The organism is Allokutzneria sp. A3M-2-11 16 (assembly GCF_024213555.1).
GTDB lineage: Bacteria > Actinomycetota > Actinomycetes > Mycobacteriales > Pseudonocardiaceae > Allokutzneria.
In genome coordinates this window covers 173,193-190,451 of sequence record NZ_JANAVO010000008.1, presented here as the reverse complement: position 1 = coordinate 190,451, position 17,259 = coordinate 173,193, and the positions used below count along the sequence as shown (strand labels likewise).

The following is a 17,259-nucleotide window of genomic DNA, read 5'->3' as shown; positions in this document are numbered from 1 at the left end:
CGCCTGACTACGCGAAAGGGTCCAATCCGGACACGGTGAGTTCTCGCCGAAGCGGCGCTGGCACTCCCAGGCTCAGCATTTCAGGGGACGCCACTGTAACCCAGGAGTGGGACGCCCTCGGCCGACCCTCCGGGTAGCGGCGAATGGCCCCCCGACCGGCGGGTCGGGGGGCCATTCGCGTGCGGGTGACCGGTACCGGCTACAGGTACTGGCCGGTGTTGTTCGCGTTGTCGATCGCCCGGCCGGTCTCCTGGTTCTTGCCGGTGATCAGGGTGCGGATGTAGACGATGCGCTCGCCCTTCTTGCCGGAGATCCTGGCCCAGTCGTCCGGGTTGGTCGTGTTGGGCAGGTCCTCGTTCTCGGCGAACTCGTCCACGATCGCGTCCAGCAGGTGCTGCACGCGCAGACCCGACTGCTGCAGGTCCAGCACCGACTTGATCGCGTACTTCTTCGCCCGGTCCACGATGTTCTGGATCATCGCGCCGGAGTTGAAGTCCCGGAAGAACAGGACCTCCTTGTCACCGTTGGCGTAGGTGACCTCCAGGAAACGATTGTCCTCGGACTCCTCGTACATCCGCTCCACCGTGCGCTGCACCATGGCGTCGATGCAGGCGCGCTTGTCCCCGTGGAACTCGGCGAGGTCGTCCTCGTGGATGGGCAGGTTGTCGGTCAGGTACTTCGAGAAGATGTCCGTCGCCGCCTCGGCGTCCGGCCGCTCGATCTTGATCTTCACGTCGAGCCTGCCGGGTCGCAGGATCGCCGGGTCGATCATGTCCTCGCGGTTGGAGGCGCCGATGACGATGACGTTCTCCAGGCCCTCGACACCGTCGATCTCGCTGAGCAGCTGCGGCACGATCGTGGTCTCCACGTCCGAGCTGACGCCGCTGCCGCGGGTCCGGAAGATCGAGTCCATCTCGTCGAAGAACACGATCACCGGGGTGCCCTCGGAGGCCTTCTCCCTGGCCCGCTGGAAGATCAGCCGGATGTGCCGCTCGGTCTCGCCGACGAACTTGTTGAGCAGCTCCGGGCCCTTGATGTTGAGGAAGAACGACCGGGCCTGGTCGCTGTTGGTGTCGCCCCTCGCCGCCGCGACCTTCTTGGCCAGCGAGTTGGCGACCGCCTTGGCGATCAGCGTCTTGCCGCACCCGGGCGGGCCGTAGAGCAGGACGCCCTTCGGCGGCCGCAGCTCGTACTCGCGGAACAGGTCCGCGTGCAGGAACGGCAGCTCCACAGCGTCGCGGATCTGCTCGATCTGCCGGAACAGGCCACCGATGTCCTCGTAGCGGACGTCGGGCACCTCCTCCAGCACCAGGTCCTCGACCTCGGCCTTGGGCACCCGCTCGTAGGCGTAGCCCGCCTTGCTGTCCACGAGCAGGGAGTCACCGGGTTTGAGCGGCGCGTCCAGCAACGGGTGCGCCAGCAGCACCACCCGCTCCTCGTCGGCGTGCCCGACCACCAGCGCCCTGGTGATGCCCTGCACGTCGGACTCGGTGTTGAGCAGTTCGCGCAGGGTGCAGACCTCGCCGATGCGCTCGAAGTCGCCGCCCTCCACCACGGTCAGCGCCTCGTTGAGCCGGACCGACTGCCCCTGCTGGAGCGATTCGGTCTCGACCGCGGGGGACACCGCGACGCGCATGCGCCGCCCCGAGGTGAACACGTCCACGGTGTTGTCGGGATGCCTGGCCAGGAACACGCCGTAGCCGCTGGGCGGCTGGGCGAGCCGGTCCACCTCCTCTCGCAGGGCGAGGAGCTGACCCCGGGCCTCCTTGAGCGTCTCCACGAGCTTGGTGTTGCGCTCGGTGAGCTGGCTCACCCGGTTGGACGCCTCGGCCAGCCGCTGTTCCAGCAGCCGGACGTGCCGGGGCGATTCGGTCAGTTTGCGGCGCAACAGCGCCACTTCGTCCTCGAGAAAACGAATCTGCGCGCTCAACTCGGCCGCGCTGCCGCCACTCTTCCGCTCGCCGCCCTGCTCAGGGCGGCTGCCGGGATGGTCGTGCTGCATGTCGGCACCCTCCTCCCGCACTCGTGTGACCACGGTACCGGCGATCACCGACAACGGAGATGTCCGCCAGGCCACTTGGGCGTAACGAAGCCGATAAACGCCCGCTCGGCGGGATGAACTGCTCCATCTCGGTCACGGTGGGAACCAGGTACCCACTACCGTGCGTCCAGTAGCCGTTCGACAGCGTCCGATCGGGCGTTTTCCAGACAGAGCCCTTCAGGAGACCCGATGTCGACACCGCCTTGGCAGGGTGAGCACTCCGGGCGAGTGCCCGGAACCCCGCCCGAGCTGGGCAGTCAGCAGCGGCGGGGATCGGTCGGCATGCGGTGGCAACACCAGCCGCGGCAAGGGAATCCCGCGATCGGAACGCATGGAGTTGATCACGGAGCGCGACAACCGGCACCCGGTGGCGGCGACCGCCGGACCTGGCCGTGGATCGCCGTCGGCGGTGCCATCCTGGCCGCTGGAGTGGCGGTGACCTCGGTGTTCGTGCTCAATGGCTCCGAAAAGGACGATCCGAGGGCGGTCGCGGAGGCCTACGCCGCCGCACTGTCCAAGGCGGACGGCAGTGACCGGAAACTGCTGTGCGGCAAGGACAGAACCGCCCTGGAGGCGATGGATCAGGTGACGAAGGGACTGGGCGAGCTGACGAAGAGCCTCGGGCTCGGCGGCGGACCGCTCACCCCGGAGAGCGCCGCCGTGACCTCGGTGACCGCCAACGGGGACACGGGAACGGCGACGGTGGAAATGAGGGTCAGCGGCTCCTCCCGGCCGGTGACCGAGACCTACGACCTCGTCACGGAGGACGGGGGCTGGCGGATCTGCGGTGTGACCAGGGGGCTCGGCCTGCTCGGGAACCTGGGTGGCCTGGGCGGTGGCCGTTGATGGTGGCCGTTGATGGTGGCCGTTGATGGTGGCCGTTGATGGTGGCCGTTGATGGTGGCCGTTGATGGTGGCCGCTGTTGTCCGACAGTGATCGACGAGTGAAACAGGAACGGTGATGACCTACCCACCCCAGCAGCCTTACGGTGGCCAGCCCGACCCCTACAACCAGGGTGGCCAGGGGCAGCAGCCCTACGGTCAGCAGCCCCCCAACACCGGGGGCTTCAACCAGCCCCAGGACCCCTACGGCCAGCAGCCCCAGCAGCCGGGCGGCTACCCGGGCTACCAGGGACAACCCGGTCAGCCGGGGCAGACCGGGCCCTACGGCTACCCGCCGCAGGGCCAGCCCGGTCCCGGCGGACCGCAGGGTCCCTACGGCCCGCCGCCCGGCTACGACGGCTACGGCACCCCGCCCGGCGGCCCGAAGAAGCGCACCGGCCTGATCATCGGCATCATCGTCGCGGTGGTGGTGCTGATCGGCGGTGGCATCGGCGCATACTTCATCTTCTCCGGCAGCAGCCCGGACACGGTCGCGCAGCGCGCCGCGCAGCTGATGTCCGAGAGCTACGGCAAGGACGTCACGGAGTACCCCATCGACCAGTTCCGCGAGGGGCTCTGCGCGTCGGACATGGAGGCGCTGCAGAAGCGGATCGACGCCGAGAAGAAGCGCAAGGAGACCAACACCCGCACCACCTCGCCGCGCAGCACCACGGCCTCGACCGCGAAGTTCACGGTCAAGGAGGTCAAGGCCGAGGGCGAGACCGGCAAGGTCATCTTCGAGCGGACGACCTCGCGGGCGGGCAGCGAGGACAAGAAGCAGGACTTCACCTACGACCTGCTCACCGAGGACGGTGACTGGAAGGTCTGCGGCCTGTTCAAGTCCGCCTCGGGCGGTGGTAGTTCGGAGCCGAGCAGCAGCTCCGCCCCGAGGACCACGGGCTCGCGGCCGTCGTTCAGCTTCCCGTCGTTCACGATGCCGACGTTCCCGTCGTTCAGCTTCCCGTCGTTCCCGGTGCCCACCAGCTGATCCGGGCCCGACACCGCGAAGGGCGCCTCCCGAGCCGGGAGGCGCCCTTCGCGGGTTTTCTCAGCCCTTGCTGGGGCGGCGCTGCGGCTTCGGCGCGGTCACGCCCTCGGCCAGCAGGCGCGCGGTGAGCAGGAACGCGGTGTGCGCGACCATCCGGTGCTCCGGCCGCACCGCCAGCCCGACCGCGTGCCACGGGCGCATCAGCGTCTCCCAGGACTGCGGCTCGGTCCAGCAGGTCTGCTCGCGCAGCGCCTCGGTGATCCGGGAGAGCTGCGTCGTGGTGGCGACGTAGACGGTGAGCACGCCGCCGGGCACCAGGTTCTGCTTGATCATCGGCAGCATGTCCCACGGCGAGAGCATGTCCAGCACCACCCGGTCCAGCTGCGGCCCGGTGTACTCGGCGGCATCGCCAAGGCGCAGGTCCCAGTTGTGCGGGTGCTCGCCGAAGAAGCGCTGGACGTTGCGCACGGCGTGCTCGTGGTGGTCCTCGCGCACCTCGTAGGAGGTGACCTGGCCCTTCTCCCCGACCGCGCGCAGCAGTGAGCACGTCAGCGCGCCCGATCCGGCCCCGGCCTCCAGCACCCGGGCGCCGGGGAAGATGTCGCCCCACATGACGATCTGCGCGGCGTCCTTGGGGTAGATCACCTGCGCGCCGCGCGGCATCGACAGCACGTAGTCGGCCAGCAGCGGCCGCATCGCCAGGAACAGGGTGTTGCCGGCCGAGGTGACCACGCTGCCCTCGGGCTCGCCGATCAGGTCGTCGTGCGCGATCGCGCCGCGGTGGGTGTGGTAGTCCTTGCCCGCCTCCAGCACGACGGTGTACTTGCGGCCCTTCGGGTCGGTGAGCTGGACCCGATCACCGGGCTGGAACGGGCCACTGGTCCTGCTCACTGCTGTCTACCTCCGGGGGCGGTGCGTGCGTGGTTCGGCGCACGATCGTCGCATCCCCGGTCGGCCTCCCCGGTCAGCGGCCCCGCGCGGAGGCCAGCGCGGCCCGCAGGTCCTCCCGGCGCAGCACCCCGCTCGGCCTGCCGTCGGCGTCCACGACGAGGAACTGCCAGGCCGCGCCCGCGCGCACCCGCTCGGCGATCTCCTCGCCCGGCTCGGAGTCCAGCAGCACCGTGTCGGCGGTGATCGGCTCGGCCGCCTGCTCCGCCGGGGTGTTCGGCTGGGTGGCCGCCAGCCGCTCCGCGACCGCGGTGTCCAGCAGCCCGACCGCGATCCCGTCCGCCCGGACCAGCACCACGCCCCGGCCCGCCGCCGCTGCCAGCGCGTCGGCCACCGGGCTCTCCGCGGGCAGTTGCAGCACCGGTCGCAGCAGCTCGGCCAGGGTCAGCCCCTCCGGCCAGGCCGTGCGGCGCTCCGCGGCGAACTCCGCGCTCGCGCCCATCACCACGAACGCGGCCATGAGCACGCACACGCCCAGCCGCAACCACTGGTCCGGCGCGCCGTCGACGAGGCCGCGGACCGCCCACAACACCAGCCCGGCGGCGACGATCCCGGCTCCGATCACCGCGGCCCTGGTCCCGGCGCCGCGCCGCCCGGTGACCTGCCAGACCGCGGCGCGCACGATGCGACCGCCGTCCAACGGCAGACCCGGCAGCAGGTTGAACAGCGCGACCGCCCCGTTGGCGATGGTGGCCTGGAGCAGCACGACCCAGGCCACCGTCTCCGGCTCCGCCAGCAGCAGCGCGATGCCGAACACCCCGGTCAGCAGCAGCGACACCACCGGCCCCGCCGCCGCGACCACACCCTCGTGGGCGGGGGTGGACGGGGTGCGCACGACCTCCGAGACCCCGCCCAGCATCTGCAACCGCACGCGGCGCACCGGCAGGCCCAGGCGCAGCGCCGCGACGCAGTGCCCGAGTTCGTGCAGCAGCACCGAGACCGCGAGCAGGATCGCGAAGACCGCGGCGAGCAGAGCGGAGACCCACAGCGGACTGCCCGGCAGCAACAGGCCGACCAGCGGTGTGTAGAACAGCACGACCAGCACGGCGAAGACCCACCACGACGGCGCGAGCAGCACCGGGACACCGGACAACCGGCCGAGGAGCAACCCTCCTCCGCCGTGCCCGCTCCACCGTCCCGCGGTCGTCACGCACAGCAGCGTAGGGGTGACCGTGTTACCTCGCCGTATCGCCCGCCGCCCACCACCACCTCCGTCCGCCGCACCCCAACCTCGTCCACCCTCATCCGCCCCGACCCCCCTCCTCCCCCTCGCCCCTCGAATCCCGTTTCGTACTCATAGCCGGATTTGGGAGCGCTCCATTTCCCGTTATGAGTACGAAACGGGCGAGATCTGGGCTGCGCGGCCCGGGTCAGGTCCGGGCGGGCCGTGCGGAGGCGGGGTTCATGGGCCTGATTCTCCATCGGGAGACTCGTCCGGATGGTGCGCGCACGGCTGTCACGGGGGCAGGTGCGGCTAGTTGTCCACATCGGTGGGGCTTGTCCACAGCGCGGGCCTCATCGGTGCTCGGCGCCGCCGAGCGGTGGGAGGATGGTTGCGGGGTCGCCCCCCAGGGCGGGTGGGGGCTGGGACGGGGGCGGGCCCGGTGATCTTGTCGGGGGACTGGCCTAGGGTGCGGGGCGTGGCGGAGATCGCGAACGACCCCCCAGCAGGCGCACCGGACAGCCCTCGGGCGGACGAGCCTGCGGGTTCGGCTGACGAGCGCGGGGCCCGGCGGCCGATCCGACGGCCCGCGTTGTCGCCCTCCCGGGCCAGCGACTTCAAGCAGTGCCCGCTGCTCTACCGGTTCCGCGCGGTCGACCGGTTGCCGGAGAAAGCGACCAGGGCGCAGGTGCGCGGCACCGTCGTGCACTCCGTGCTGGAGCGGCTGTTCGGCATGCCCGCGGGCGAGCGCGTGCCGGAGACGGCGAAGAACCTGGTCGAACCGTCCTGGTCGGACCTGCTCGCCGAGCGCCCCGAACTGCTCGCGGAGATGTTCGACGGCGCCGACGACCCGGACCTCGCGCACTGGCTGGACTCGGCGAAGTCGCTTGTGGACGGTTACTTCCTGCTCGAGGACCCGCGCAGGCTGGAACCCGAGGCGTGCGAACAGCTCGTCGAGACCGAACTCCCGTCCGGGGTGCTGCTGCGCGGCTACATCGACCGGATCGACGTCGCGCCCACCGGCGAGATCCGCGTCGTCGACTACAAGACCGGCGCCGCGCCCCGGGAAATCGGCGAAGCCAAGGCGCTGTTCCAGATGAAGTTCTACGCGCTGGTGCTGTGGCGGCTGCGCGGAGTGGTGCCGAGGCAATTGCTGCTCATGTATCTCGCCGACCGGCAGAACCTGGCCTACACCCCCGACGAGGGCGAGCTGCTGCGCTTCGAACGCACCCTCGACGCGATCTGGCAGGCGATCCTGCGGGCCGGTCGCACCGGCGATTTCCGGCCCAATCCCGGCAAACTCTGCGCCTTCTGCGACCACCAGGCGCTCTGCCCGTCCTTCGGCGGCACTCCCCCCGCCTACCCCGGCTGGCCGGAACCGGACGCCGGAACCGAGACGATGGCCGATCGCGCGGATTAAGAAGACCTAACAGTCGCGCGAAAGTGCGGGGTTTCCCCTCGGTAGGCGGTATTCGGCGACGGTGGTGCCAAGGTATCCATTAATGGCACCCCAAAAGCCGGTTGCCACTGTCTCGGGGGAGGGGCAATGAGCTCTGGTATCGACGTCTCGCGACATCAGGACGTGAACTGGTACGGCGTGCGCGACGCCGGATACGAGTGGGCCTACATCAAGGCCACCGAGGGAATCGGTTATGTGGACCCGGTTTTCGACGCGCACGTGAACGCGGCCCGCTCGGTCGGCTTCACCATCGGCGGCTACCACTTCGCCCGGCCCGACACCAACCCGCCGGAGGCCGACGCCGAGCACTTCGCCACCGAGCTGAACGCGCGCGGTCTCGGCGGCGAGGGGAACCTGCCGCCGTGCCTGGACATCGAGCGCGACAACGGCGGCGACCTCGCGGAGTGGGTGCGGGTCTTCATCGCCGAGACCCGCCGGATCACCGGCAGGCACCAGATCATGGTCTACGCCAGCACCAGCTGGTTCCGCGACAAGCTCAACCCCGAGCACTGGCTCGACGACGGGGTCCGGCTCTGGGTCGCGCACTACGGGCGGACGCCGGGCAAACCGGGTTACCTCACCGACAAGGTCTGCGCGCACCAGTACACCGACAAGGGCCGCCTGCCGGGCATCGACGGCCACGTCGACCTCAACCTGTGCATGGTCGAGCTGGACGAGCTCACCGCGCACTAGGGCGGAAGCGGTAACGGCACAACGGGAGAAAGGACACTCCTATGTGGACGAAACTGTTCTGGCTCGGGACGTTCGAGCGCGCGATCAAGACCTTCGCGCAGGCAGCGGTCGCGGTGCTCGCGGCCAACTCCGTCGGGTTGCTGGACGCGCCGTGGGGCGCGGCCGCGTCGGCGGCGGGCATGGCCGCGGTGCTGTCCGTGCTGACCTCCATCGGGTCGGCGACGATCGGTGAGCACAACAGCCCCAGCCTGGTCCGCACCGCGGCACCGGCCGGCTCGGCGACGCTGACCAGCACGCCACCGGCCACCCCGACGGTGCCACCGGGACCGATGCCCTGAGTCGGTCGACCCTGAGTCAGGGAATGACGCCCTTCGAGTCCAGAGCGTCCTGAATGGACGTTCGGAGCCGGGTCGCCGCGGCGGCCGGATCGAGGCTCGCGGGGTCCGCCAGGAACGTGGAGACGTTTGACGACACGGTCTGGTAGGACGGGACCTTCGGGCGCACGCGCGACGTGCGCAGCGTGTCCAGGATCGCGTCCTTCATCGGCACCGCCCCGGCGAAGCCAGGATCGTCGTAGACCGACTCCAGGGTCGGCGGCACCCCGCCCTCGATCGCTCCGATGCGCTGGTCTCCTTGTTGCGCAAGCACAGCACGGCGTCGATGCCGCCGACTGTGACCTTCGCGGGCGTGTCGGCGGTGATCCTCGGGTACGGCGCCCAGGCCAGGTGCGGGAACAGACCCGGGTTCTCCGAGCGCATCGACTGGTAGACGAACGGCCAGTTCACCATGAACGCCGACCGGCCGGACTGCATGCTCCGCCTGCCGCCGTCCTCGGCGCTGCTCGCGAAGGCCGGGTTGGTCGCGGGCGCCGACGCGATCTCCTTCAGCTGCTTGATGGCTGCGACCGCTCCGCCGTCCACAGTGGTCTCCTGCCCGTCTGCGCTGACCAGGCTGCCGTTGGCAGAGTTCACCAGCGTGTTGACGAGCACGGTCAGTCCTTCGTAGGACTTCCCCTGGGCTTCTACCCGCGCTCGACCTCCTCGCGCACTCCCGGTAGCACCTTGCGAATCCAGCGCGCCTCGGCCATCTCCGCGACGAGACCGGTGAGGCGAACGGACATCTGCGCTCCCTTCTGTCAGGATCGCGGCGGCGCCGTGGTCCCCCGGACGACGAGCCGGACCGGCAGCACGACCCGCTCCGGTTCCGTCGCGCGCTGGCCGCCGATCTGGCGCAGCACCAGTGACGCGGCGGTGCTGCCCTGTTCCGCGACGGGCTGGGCGACCGTGGTCAGGTCCAGCACCTCGGCCATCTCGTGGTCGTCGAACCCGATCACCGATACGGCACCGCCGGGGTCAATGCGGTGCCTGCGCAAGGCTTTCAGCGCGCCGACCGCCATTTCGTCGGACATGGCGAACACGGCGGTCGGCGGGTCCTCGCGAGCCAGCAGCTCCGTCATCGCACGTTCCCCGCCCGCGTACGTGAAGTCGCCGACCACCTCCCCCGCGTCGCGCAATCCGTTGGCGCGCAACACTTCCTGGAACGCGGCACGCCGCATCCCCGGGACGGTGAAGCCCAGCGGATCGCCGTCCCCGGAGATCAGCGCGATGCGCTTGTGGCCGAGGTTCACCAGGTGCCGCGTCGCGACGCGCGCCCCGGCTGCGTCGTCGATGCCCACCGAGTGCAGCCCGGCCACGTCGTGCCCGACCAGTCCGATCGGGACACCGAGCCCTTCGAGCAGCCCGACCTCCGCCTCCGTGACCGGCAACGCGAGCACGAGCACCGCGTCGGCCCGCCCGCGCAGGGGGAGTCGCGCGAAGAACCGCTCGCGCGACTCCGTGTCGCCGATCGAGTAGAGCAGCACGTCGTAGCCCGCCGCGCGCAGGACGGCCTCGGCGCCGCTGATCACCTTGGCGAAGAACCACCCGGTGACGTGCGGGACCACGATCGCCACGGTGTCGGTGCGGCCGGAGGCGAGGCTGGACGCGGACCGCGAGACGGCGAAGTTCAGCTCGGCCGCGACCCGGCGCACGTGCTCGCGCGTCGGCTCGGCGACGTTGGGCAGGCCACGCAGCGCCCGCGAGACCGTGGCGGTGGAAACCCCGGCTCGCCTGGCGACATCGTCGATGGTGGCCATGGCGGCACGCTAACCGCCATGACGCTCGACTGCAAGCGCTTGCATCTTTGAGTGCAACGTAATCGACCGCTAGGCGGGCGCGGTTGTGCAAGCGTTTACGGCGAGCTACGCACGGACCTGACCGGCGGTACTTGTAGCGTGTGGACTGTGAGCCGCCGCGTCGTGACCTTGGTGTTGAGTGCGTTCCTGGCCGCGGGGCTGGCCCTCGGTTCGACCGCCGTGACGGTGCCTTACGTGGCGCTGGGCCCCGGCGAGATCCGGGACACCCTCGCCTCGGTGGACGGCAGACCGGTCGTGGACGTCACCGGCGCGCCGACCTACCCGACCACGGGCTCGCTGTACCTGCCGACCGTCTCGGTCACCGACGAGCTGACCCTCTTCGACGCCGCGCGGATGTGGGCGTCGTCGCGGTACGCGCTCGCCCCGCGGGAGCAGATCTTCCCGCCGGACAAGACTTTCCAGCAGGTCCAGCAGGACAACACCAAGGCGTTCACCGGCTCCCAGTCGGTTGCCGAGGACGCGGTGCGCACCTACCTCAAGCCCGCTTCGCCGCTGAAGGTCACCATCGACCTCAAGAACATCGGCGGCCCGTCCGCCGGGCTGGTCTTCGCGCTGACCATCGTGGACAAGCTGACTCCCGGCGACCTGCTCCGCGGCAAGTCCGTCGCGGGCACCGGCGAGATCAGGCCGGACGGCGTCGTGGGCGGGATCGGCGGCATCCGGATGAAGATGATCGCCGCCAAGGAGGTCGGCGCGACCGCGTTCCTCTCCCCCGCCGAGAACTGCAAGGAGGCGCTGCAGACGGTCCCGGACGGGTTGCGCCTGGTCAAGGTGAGCACGCTGACAGAGGCGGTGAACGCGCTCGCTGCACTCGGCGAGGGCCGCGACGCCCCTTCGTGCTAGCCGGGTCGGACCGTCTTCAAGACCACCACACCCCCCTCCGCCACGGTCTTCAACAGCAGCGCACCTCGCGCGCACTGCGAGGTTTGTGGTGGTTGGCGACCGCTGAGGCGGGGGTTGGGGGTACTTGAAGACCGGCGAACCACGGTGGCGGGGGTTGCCTGCAGTGGGGTGGAGGCTTACCGTGCGCTCACTGGACATCCCACGTCCTATGTCTGGAGGCGGCATGGTCGGGTTCAGCAGGCGCGCGTTCGCGGCGGCCTCACTCCTGCCGCTCGTTCCCGCGACCGCGCGGGCGAGCACGAGTCCCGGCGCGGGCTGGTCGCGGCTCGCCCCGCTGCCGCCGAACCCGACCGCCTGGCACCCCGCGATCCCCGTCGGGAAGCCGTACTGGCGCCAGCTCGGCCTCGCCGGTCCGGTCGCCGGAGTGCACGCGGGACACCTGATCGTCGCGGGCGGCGCCAACTTCCCCGAGCCCGCGAAGACCTCGAACCGGCAGAACGCGCTCGGCAAGGTCTACTGGAACGACGTGTTCGTCATGGCTCCCAACGGTTCTTGGTCACCGACGACGTTCACCTTGCCCAACAGCCTCGCTTACTCCGCCTGCGTGAGCACCTCGCGTGGTGTCCTGGTCATCGGCGGCGAAGGATTCCCCCACGGCGCAGGAGGCTCCGCGCTCACGCCGGTGCGGAAGTCCGCCGAGGTCTTCTACCTGCGTTACGACGCGCGGCGGCGCATGATCGAACAGGAACAACTACCGCCGTTGCCTCGTCCCATGTCCTACGGGGTGGCCGGGATCGTCGACGATGTCGTGTACGTGGCGGAGGGAGCGGACTTCTACTCGCTCGACCTCGCTCGTCCTGGCGACGGGTGGCGAACTCTGCCGTCCTGGCCGGGTGATCCGCGTTCAGTCGCGGTCGGAGCGGTCCACAATGGACGGTTCTACCTGCTCAGCGGGCGCGCGCAGACGCCGGAGGGCTGGCGGTTCCATCGCGACGCCTACGCCTATTCACCTCGCCGGAAGTCGTGGCGGCGCATCGCCGATCTGCCGTGGTGCGTGACTGCGGGGCTGGCCTACCCCACGGCGGACGGGCTGCTGGTGCTCGGCGGGGACCGCGACCTGGAGCGGTGGAACCTCATCCAGGAGCAGACCGCGTCGCGCGACCGCGAGCCGAAGAACTCCCCTCGCTGGCACGAGCACAACGATGTGATCACCTGGATCTACGACCACCACACCGGGTTCACCACGGAGGTGCTGCGCTACGACCCGGCGCGCGACTCCTGGCGCACCACGGGGCACTTCCCCGGCCCGCCGCCCGCGACCACGCCCGCGGTGCTGTGGCGGGAGCACCCCGTCGTGGTCAGCGGCGAGATCAGGCCGGGGGTGCGCACCCCGGTGGTGTGGAAGCTGTCCTAGAGGCGGCAGGAGCGGATGTCGGAGACCAGGATCGCCTTGGCGCCCAACGCGATCAGCCGGTCCATCACCAGGTTCGCCTCCTTGCGGGCGACCATGGCGCGCACCGCGACCCACTGCGGGTCGGCCAGCGGGGACATCGTCGGCGAGTCCAGGCCCGGGGTGATCTCCACCGCCGCGTCGAGCAGGTCCTGCGGGCAGTTGTAGTCCAGCATCATGTACTGCTGGGCGAAGACCACGCCCTGCAGGCGCCCGGCCAGTTGCGCTTTCTCCGGTGAGACCGGGGAATCCGCGCGCTCGATCAGCACTCCCTCGGAGCGGCAGATCTCGTCGCCGAAGGCGGCCAGCCCGTGCTGGCGCAGCGTGCGACCGGAACCGACCACGTCCGCGACCGCGTCGGCGACGCCGAGCTGGATGGAGATCTCCACCGCGCCGTCGAGCCGGATCACCTCGGCCGCGGTGACCCCGTGCCGGGCCAGGTCGGTGCGGACCAGCCGGGGGTAGGCGGTGGCGATCCGCTTGCCCTCCAGGTCGCCGACCTTCCACTCGCGCCCGCTCGGCGCCGCGTAGCGGAAGGTGGAGAAGCCGAAGCCCAGCGACAACGTCTCGGCCACCGGCGCCCCGGACTCCTGGGCGAGGTCCCGGCCGGTGATGCCCAGGTCCAGCTCGCCGGAGCCGACGTAGATGGCGATGTCCTTGGGGCGCAGGAAGAAGAACTCGACCTCGTTGACCGGGTCGAGCACGGTCAGGTCGCGCTGCTCATGCCGCTGCCGGTAGCCCGCCTCGGTGAGCATCTCGGAGGCGGCACCGGCCAGTGTGCCCTTGTTGGGCACAGCGACGCGCAACATCGTTTCTTCTCCCGGGTCTCAGAGGTAGTGCCGTGCTAGAGGTAACGGTAGACGTCGTCGAGGCTGATGCCGCGGCCGATCATCAGCACCTGCAGGCGGTAGAGCAGCTGCGAGATCTCCTCGGCCAGCTGCTCGTCGGACTGGTACTCGGCGGCGATCCACACCTCGCCCGCCTCCTCCAGCACCTTCTTGCCCTGCGCGTGCACTCCGGCGTCCAGCGCGGCCACTGTGCCGGACCCCTCCGGGCGAGAGGCGGCCCGTTCCGTCAGCTCTGCGAACAGCCCGTCGAACGTCTTCACGCCCTGAATCCTTTCATCTCACTGGACCGAACGGATGCCTTGGGTGGCCCGCCTCACCCGGGTTATTCTGGCCGACTGCCCTCAGGAAGGAACACGACCATGACGAGCCCGTTGACCGAGGCCGAGATCCTGGCCGCGCACGTCGGTGACGACCCCGCCCACAACTCCACGATCACCCTCGCCGAGTACGACCCCGAGTGGCCGAGGCTGTTCGAGCGGGAGGCGAGACGCCTGCGTTCGCTGCTCGGCGACACCCTGGTGCTGGCCGAGCACGCCGGTTCCACCTCCGTGCCCGGCCTGGCCGCGAAGCCGATCATCGACATGGTGGTCGCGGTGGCCGACTCCGCCGACGAGGCCGCCTACGTGCCTCGGCTGGAGGCGGCCGGGTACCGGCTCTCGGTGCGCGAACCGGAGTGGTTCGAGCACCGGCTGTTCAAGGGTCCCGACACCAACATCAACCTGCACGTGTTCTCGCCGGGCTGTTCCGAGATCGACCGGATGGTCCGCTTCCGCGACCACCTGCGCACCCATGACGAGGACCGGGAGCTCTACGAGCGGACCAAGCGCGAGCTGGCCCGGCGCACCTGGAAGTACGTGCAGAACTACGCCGACGCCAAGACCGAGGTGATCCAGGAGATCATGCGGCGCGCAGGCGGCTGACCAGGTCGCTCGCCGCGGCGGGCCCGACGACCAGCCAGGGTTCGCCGCCGGCGTCGGCCCGCCGCACGCACAGGTACCGGCCGCCGCCGGTGTCGAAGTAGTGCACGGCGGTCCCGATTCCGCCGGGGGTCGCGGAGAAGATGAGGCCCGCGCCCGTCCTGGGCCGTTCGAGCAACGACCGGCACCGCCGCAGCTCGGCCTCGTCGGGGTGCACCTGGACGAGCAGGGAATCGCGTGCCCGCGGTCTTTCGGGCATCGAGAAGACCGCGCCGCGCCCCGGCGGCATCGGCGGCAACGCGGAGATCAACGCCTCGGCGGCGCGCGCGGCGGGCACGGTCTCCAGCGTGACCTGGTCGCGGTCGACCACCACGCACAGCGCCGCCCGGTGCCCCGCCGCGACGTGCGCGGACCAGCTCCGGTCGATGCCGCCGAACCACCCGAAGTACTCCACGGACGGCGCGCGCAGCAACGACATCGCCGCCGCCATGTCCCCGTGCGGCGTGAGTTCCCGCCAGGCCAGCCGTTCGAACTCGTGCCGTTCCCGGGCGGTTCGGCCCGGCGAGGGTCCCGTGGCCAGCGCGGGTGGCTTCGAGCCGAGGGCGTGGTGCCGCCACAGCACGTCGAACGCGAGCGTGGAGATCCTCACTCGCATGCTCAGGGCTCTTCGCCGATGACGGGCGGGGCGACCCTCTGCATGTCGTTGGTGAACACGTCGTCGACCTCCACCAACCACGACGGCCGCTGGTGCTCCTCGTCCTCGGCCCTGTTGGGCTGTCCCGCCATCGGTCCGGCCATCGGTGTGGCCCCGGGCTTCGCGCTGCCCCGAGCGTTGGGGGCCGTTCCCGCGCCGCCACCTTGCTGCGCGCCACGGCCGCCTTGTCCGGTTCCGCCGCGCGCGCTGTCTCCGGCGCCGAGTCCGACGCCTGCCCCGAGAGCGCCCAAGCCGCCGATCGCACCGTTGAGGCCGCTCTGGTCCGTGCCGCTCTGACCGCCCTGCTCCGGGCGCCACGGCTGTGGCCCGCTGTGCTGCGGCGGAGGCGGAACGAACGAGGCGTTCTCCGATCCGCCCTGCTGTTGTCCGGTTCCGCCCTGTCCGGTTCCGCCTTGCTCGGCGTTGCCCTGTCCGGCGTTTCCTTGGGTCACGCCGCCTTGCCAGGCGCCTCCGCCGAGGCCGCCGCCGCGCGGGTCGTTGCCACCGGGCGGGATCGATGGCGGACTGGGATCACGCGGTGGCGTCTCCGGTGGCTTCACCTCGCCGCCGCCTCCTACGGGTTGGGCGAACTCCGCCATGGCCTGGACGGCGGTGGTGCTGCTCGTCCCGTAGCCCTCGGCGACGCGGACGTTGTGCTCCTGGTTCGCCTGCCACTGCTTCACCGCGTTGACGAAGTCGGTGGCGCCGGAGCCGCTGAAGCCCATGAACCCGAGGGTGATCTTCCGCGGGTCGGGCTCGGGCTGTGGCGGCTCCACGCTGTTCTTGGCGCGGAAGAAGGCGTCCCGCAACAGGGTGACCTGCTTCTGCGCTCCGTCGGCCACCTGCTTGATCTGGTCCGCCCACGCCACTATCGGGCTCATCCCACCGCGCGCGGCGTCGGCGGCCCCACCGGTCCAGAACGCCCGCGACTCCTCGATCCCCCGCTTGAGGATGCCGTGGACGTCCGCGTGGATCTCGGTGATCTGCTTCAGCATCGCCTCGGCTGCCGAGCAGGCGGGCTGCGGCCCCTGGTGCTTGTGGAACCAGTCGTAGATCGTCGCCGCGTCGTAGCCCGCCGGTCGAGGCTCGCCCACGATCGTCTTGGTGAACACCGCTCAGCTCCCCGCCTTCAGCTTCTCCAGCACCCACAACGCCACCCGGTCCGCGGGCTTGCACGGCTGCTCGTAGTCCGGGTGTGGCTTATGCGCGTACGCCTGCACCTGGTAGGCCAACAGAGGGGCGATGCCCACCGTGGTGTAACAGCTGGCCACCGGTGTCGTCCGCCCGATGGGCTGGGCGTTGTCGGTGTTGAGCGCCGGGTAGCCACCGATCGTGGTCTCCGCGAAGTAGCCGTCACGATCCTCGTAGGCCGGTCCCAGACCAGCGCCGTTGGCGAACAGGGTGACCGCGATGCTGGTGTCCATCGACTTGTCTGCCTGCCACCTGCATCCAGGACCTAGGGGATACGAAGTCATCCTGCCCGGGTCCGTGAGGACGCCGATCATCGCCAACTGCTCACGGGTGAGGACATCGCACGGCTTGGCGAGGAATTTCTCGAACGACAAGACGGGCTGGGTGAACGGCGGCGGGCCGTCTGACCTGCGGGCCACCTCCGTCGGCTGCCCTACCGCGGCCTGACTGCATCCTGACGCCACCAACACGACCGCACAGCACAACCAGTGAAGCCGCATCACACCCCCCGACCGAACTTGCGACGGTTCCGCTCCTCGACATCCCGATAGATCTTCAGCGACGCCTCCAGCTTCACGATCAACGCATCCAACTGCGCGATCGCTGCCTTGTTCGCCCAAACATAGCCACCGGGCTCGGAGCCCAGTCTCCGCTCGATCGCCTCGACAGCGGCGATGCTGTACGGATCTCCATCAGGCTTAGGCACATGCCTGAAATGCTCGTCGATGTCACTGAGTTCGACGAGCTTTTCTCGCGCCTCGCGCAACGCCTTGAGCAATCGCGGGGCGCCGTCCGGGTCGACGGTATAGCCGCCGCCCGCGCCCGTCCCACCGACGCTGACCTGCGGAATCTTCGAACTCACATAGCCTGCGTCGCCCTGCCCGGAACTCGATCCCGACACGGTCCAGCCCTCCCCCGTTTGCATCTCCCGCAAACAGGAAAGCAGAAA

Annotated in this window: 20 protein-coding genes; 8 read left to right on the top strand and 12 right to left on the bottom strand. The window is 70.1% G+C overall.

Features of this window, described 5'->3' with window-relative positions; translation table 11 throughout:
• Positions 1-199 precede the first annotated feature (199 nt).
• Positions 200-2,002: a proteasome ATPase gene (gene arc, locus NLX83_RS30890; protein WP_254238745.1), complete on the bottom strand. Its 1,803-nt coding sequence runs from the start codon at positions 2,000-2,002 to the stop codon at positions 200-202.
• 228 nt (positions 2,003-2,230) lie between these two features.
• On the opposite strand from arc, the gene NLX83_RS30885 reads away from it, so the two are divergent.
• Both NLX83_RS30885 and NLX83_RS30880 read left to right on the top strand, forming a co-directional pair.
• Positions 2,231-2,887: an Rv0361 family membrane protein gene (locus tag NLX83_RS30885; RefSeq protein ID WP_254238744.1), complete on the top strand. Its 657-nt coding sequence runs from the start codon at positions 2,231-2,233 to the stop codon at positions 2,885-2,887.
• 115 nt (positions 2,888-3,002) lie between these two features.
• Positions 3,003-3,911, top strand: a complete 909-nt coding sequence (locus tag NLX83_RS30880; RefSeq protein ID WP_254238743.1) for an Rv0361 family membrane protein — start codon at positions 3,003-3,005, stop codon at positions 3,909-3,911.
• A gap of 60 nt (positions 3,912-3,971) precedes the next feature.
• Here NLX83_RS30880 and NLX83_RS30875 read toward each other — a convergent pair whose 3' ends face one another.
• Together NLX83_RS30875 and NLX83_RS30870 are read right to left on the bottom strand one after the other, a co-directional pair.
• The gene (locus NLX83_RS30875; RefSeq protein ID WP_254238742.1) at positions 3,972-4,802 is read right to left on the bottom strand and encodes a tRNA (adenine-N1)-methyltransferase; all 831 of its coding nucleotides are present in this window, start codon (positions 4,800-4,802) and stop codon (positions 3,972-3,974) included.
• A 73-nt stretch (positions 4,803-4,875) separates the two neighbouring features.
• Entirely contained in the window at positions 4,876-6,009 is a 1,134-nt protein-coding gene (locus NLX83_RS30870) for a site-2 protease family protein (RefSeq protein ID WP_254238741.1), read from the bottom strand.
• Between the two features lie 589 nt (positions 6,010-6,598).
• Between NLX83_RS30870 and NLX83_RS30865 the strand changes: the two genes are divergently transcribed.
• The 3 genes from NLX83_RS30865 to NLX83_RS30855 all read left to right on the top strand — a co-directional run bounded on the left by NLX83_RS30865 (position 6,599) and on the right by NLX83_RS30855 (position 8,511).
• Positions 6,599-7,441, top strand: coding sequence for a RecB family exonuclease (locus tag NLX83_RS30865; RefSeq protein ID WP_254238798.1), 843 nt, complete (start codon positions 6,599-6,601; stop codon positions 7,439-7,441).
• Positions 7,442-7,567: 126 nt separating this feature from the next.
• Positions 7,568-8,173, top strand: coding sequence for a glycoside hydrolase family 25 protein (locus NLX83_RS30860; protein ID WP_254238740.1), 606 nt, complete (start codon positions 7,568-7,570; stop codon positions 8,171-8,173).
• A 41-nt stretch (positions 8,174-8,214) separates the two neighbouring features.
• Positions 8,215-8,511 carry a holin gene (locus NLX83_RS30855; protein ID WP_254238739.1) on the top strand — a complete coding sequence of 99 codons (297 nt, stop codon included), beginning with the start codon at positions 8,215-8,217 and terminating at the stop codon, positions 8,509-8,511.
• Between the two features lie 16 nt (positions 8,512-8,527).
• On the opposite strand, the gene NLX83_RS30850 is transcribed toward NLX83_RS30855, so the two are convergent.
• The 3 genes from NLX83_RS30850 to NLX83_RS30840 form a co-directional block, all read right to left on the bottom strand.
• Positions 8,528-8,716, bottom strand: coding sequence for a hypothetical protein (locus NLX83_RS30850; protein WP_254238738.1), 189 nt, complete (start codon positions 8,714-8,716; stop codon positions 8,528-8,530).
• Entirely contained in the window at positions 8,713-9,162 is a 450-nt protein-coding gene (locus NLX83_RS30845; protein ID WP_254238737.1) for a hypothetical protein, read from the bottom strand. Before NLX83_RS30845 ends, NLX83_RS30850 begins: the two co-directional genes overlap by 4 nt.
• A 146-nt stretch (positions 9,163-9,308) precedes the next feature.
• The gene (locus NLX83_RS30840) at positions 9,309-10,307 is read right to left on the bottom strand and encodes a LacI family DNA-binding transcriptional regulator (RefSeq protein WP_254238736.1); all 999 of its coding nucleotides are present in this window, start codon (positions 10,305-10,307) and stop codon (positions 9,309-9,311) included.
• A gap of 147 nt (positions 10,308-10,454) precedes the next feature.
• Between NLX83_RS30840 and NLX83_RS30835 the strand changes: the two genes are divergently transcribed.
• Together NLX83_RS30835 and NLX83_RS30830 are read left to right on the top strand one after the other, a co-directional pair.
• The gene (locus NLX83_RS30835) at positions 10,455-11,210 is read left to right on the top strand and encodes a YlbL family protein (RefSeq protein ID WP_254238735.1); all 756 of its coding nucleotides are present in this window, start codon (positions 10,455-10,457) and stop codon (positions 11,208-11,210) included.
• Positions 11,211-11,433: 223 nt separating this feature from the next.
• The gene (locus NLX83_RS30830) at positions 11,434-12,624 is read left to right on the top strand and encodes a galactose oxidase (RefSeq protein ID WP_254238734.1); all 1,191 of its coding nucleotides are present in this window, start codon (positions 11,434-11,436) and stop codon (positions 12,622-12,624) included.
• Here the strand turns inward: NLX83_RS30830 and hisG are convergent.
• Positions 12,621-13,469: an ATP phosphoribosyltransferase gene (gene hisG, locus NLX83_RS30825; RefSeq protein ID WP_254238733.1), complete on the bottom strand. Its 849-nt coding sequence runs from the start codon at positions 13,467-13,469 to the stop codon at positions 12,621-12,623. The genes NLX83_RS30830 and hisG overlap by 4 nt on opposite strands.
• Positions 13,470-13,504: 35 nt before the next feature.
• The gene (locus NLX83_RS30820) at positions 13,505-13,768 is read right to left on the bottom strand and encodes a phosphoribosyl-ATP diphosphatase (protein ID WP_254238732.1); all 264 of its coding nucleotides are present in this window, start codon (positions 13,766-13,768) and stop codon (positions 13,505-13,507) included.
• A gap of 99 nt (positions 13,769-13,867) precedes the next feature.
• Between NLX83_RS30820 and NLX83_RS30815 the strand changes: the two genes are divergently transcribed.
• Entirely contained in the window at positions 13,868-14,428 is a 561-nt protein-coding gene (locus tag NLX83_RS30815) for a GrpB family protein (protein ID WP_254238731.1), read from the top strand.
• Here the strand turns inward: NLX83_RS30815 and NLX83_RS30810 are convergent.
• Genes NLX83_RS30810 through NLX83_RS30795 form a run of 4 tightly spaced genes read right to left on the bottom strand, consistent with a single transcriptional unit; the run spans position 14,406 to position 17,244 of the window.
• Complete coding sequence (locus tag NLX83_RS30810) at positions 14,406-15,080, bottom strand: ESX secretion-associated protein EspG (protein ID WP_254238730.1); 675 nt, start codon at positions 15,078-15,080, stop codon at positions 14,406-14,408. The genes NLX83_RS30815 and NLX83_RS30810 overlap by 23 nt on opposite strands.
• A gap of 2 nt (positions 15,081-15,082) precedes the next feature.
• Positions 15,083-16,231: a hypothetical protein gene (locus tag NLX83_RS30805; RefSeq protein ID WP_254238729.1), complete on the bottom strand. Its 1,149-nt coding sequence runs from the start codon at positions 16,229-16,231 to the stop codon at positions 15,083-15,085.
• 3 nt (positions 16,232-16,234) lie between these two features.
• Complete coding sequence (locus NLX83_RS30800; RefSeq protein ID WP_254238728.1) at positions 16,235-16,810, bottom strand: DUF3558 domain-containing protein; 576 nt, start codon at positions 16,808-16,810, stop codon at positions 16,235-16,237.
• Positions 16,810-17,244, bottom strand: a complete 435-nt coding sequence (locus NLX83_RS30795; RefSeq protein ID WP_254238727.1) for a hypothetical protein — start codon at positions 17,242-17,244, stop codon at positions 16,810-16,812. Before NLX83_RS30795 ends, NLX83_RS30800 begins: the two co-directional genes overlap by 1 nt.
• Between the last annotated feature and the right edge of the window lie 15 nt (positions 17,245-17,259).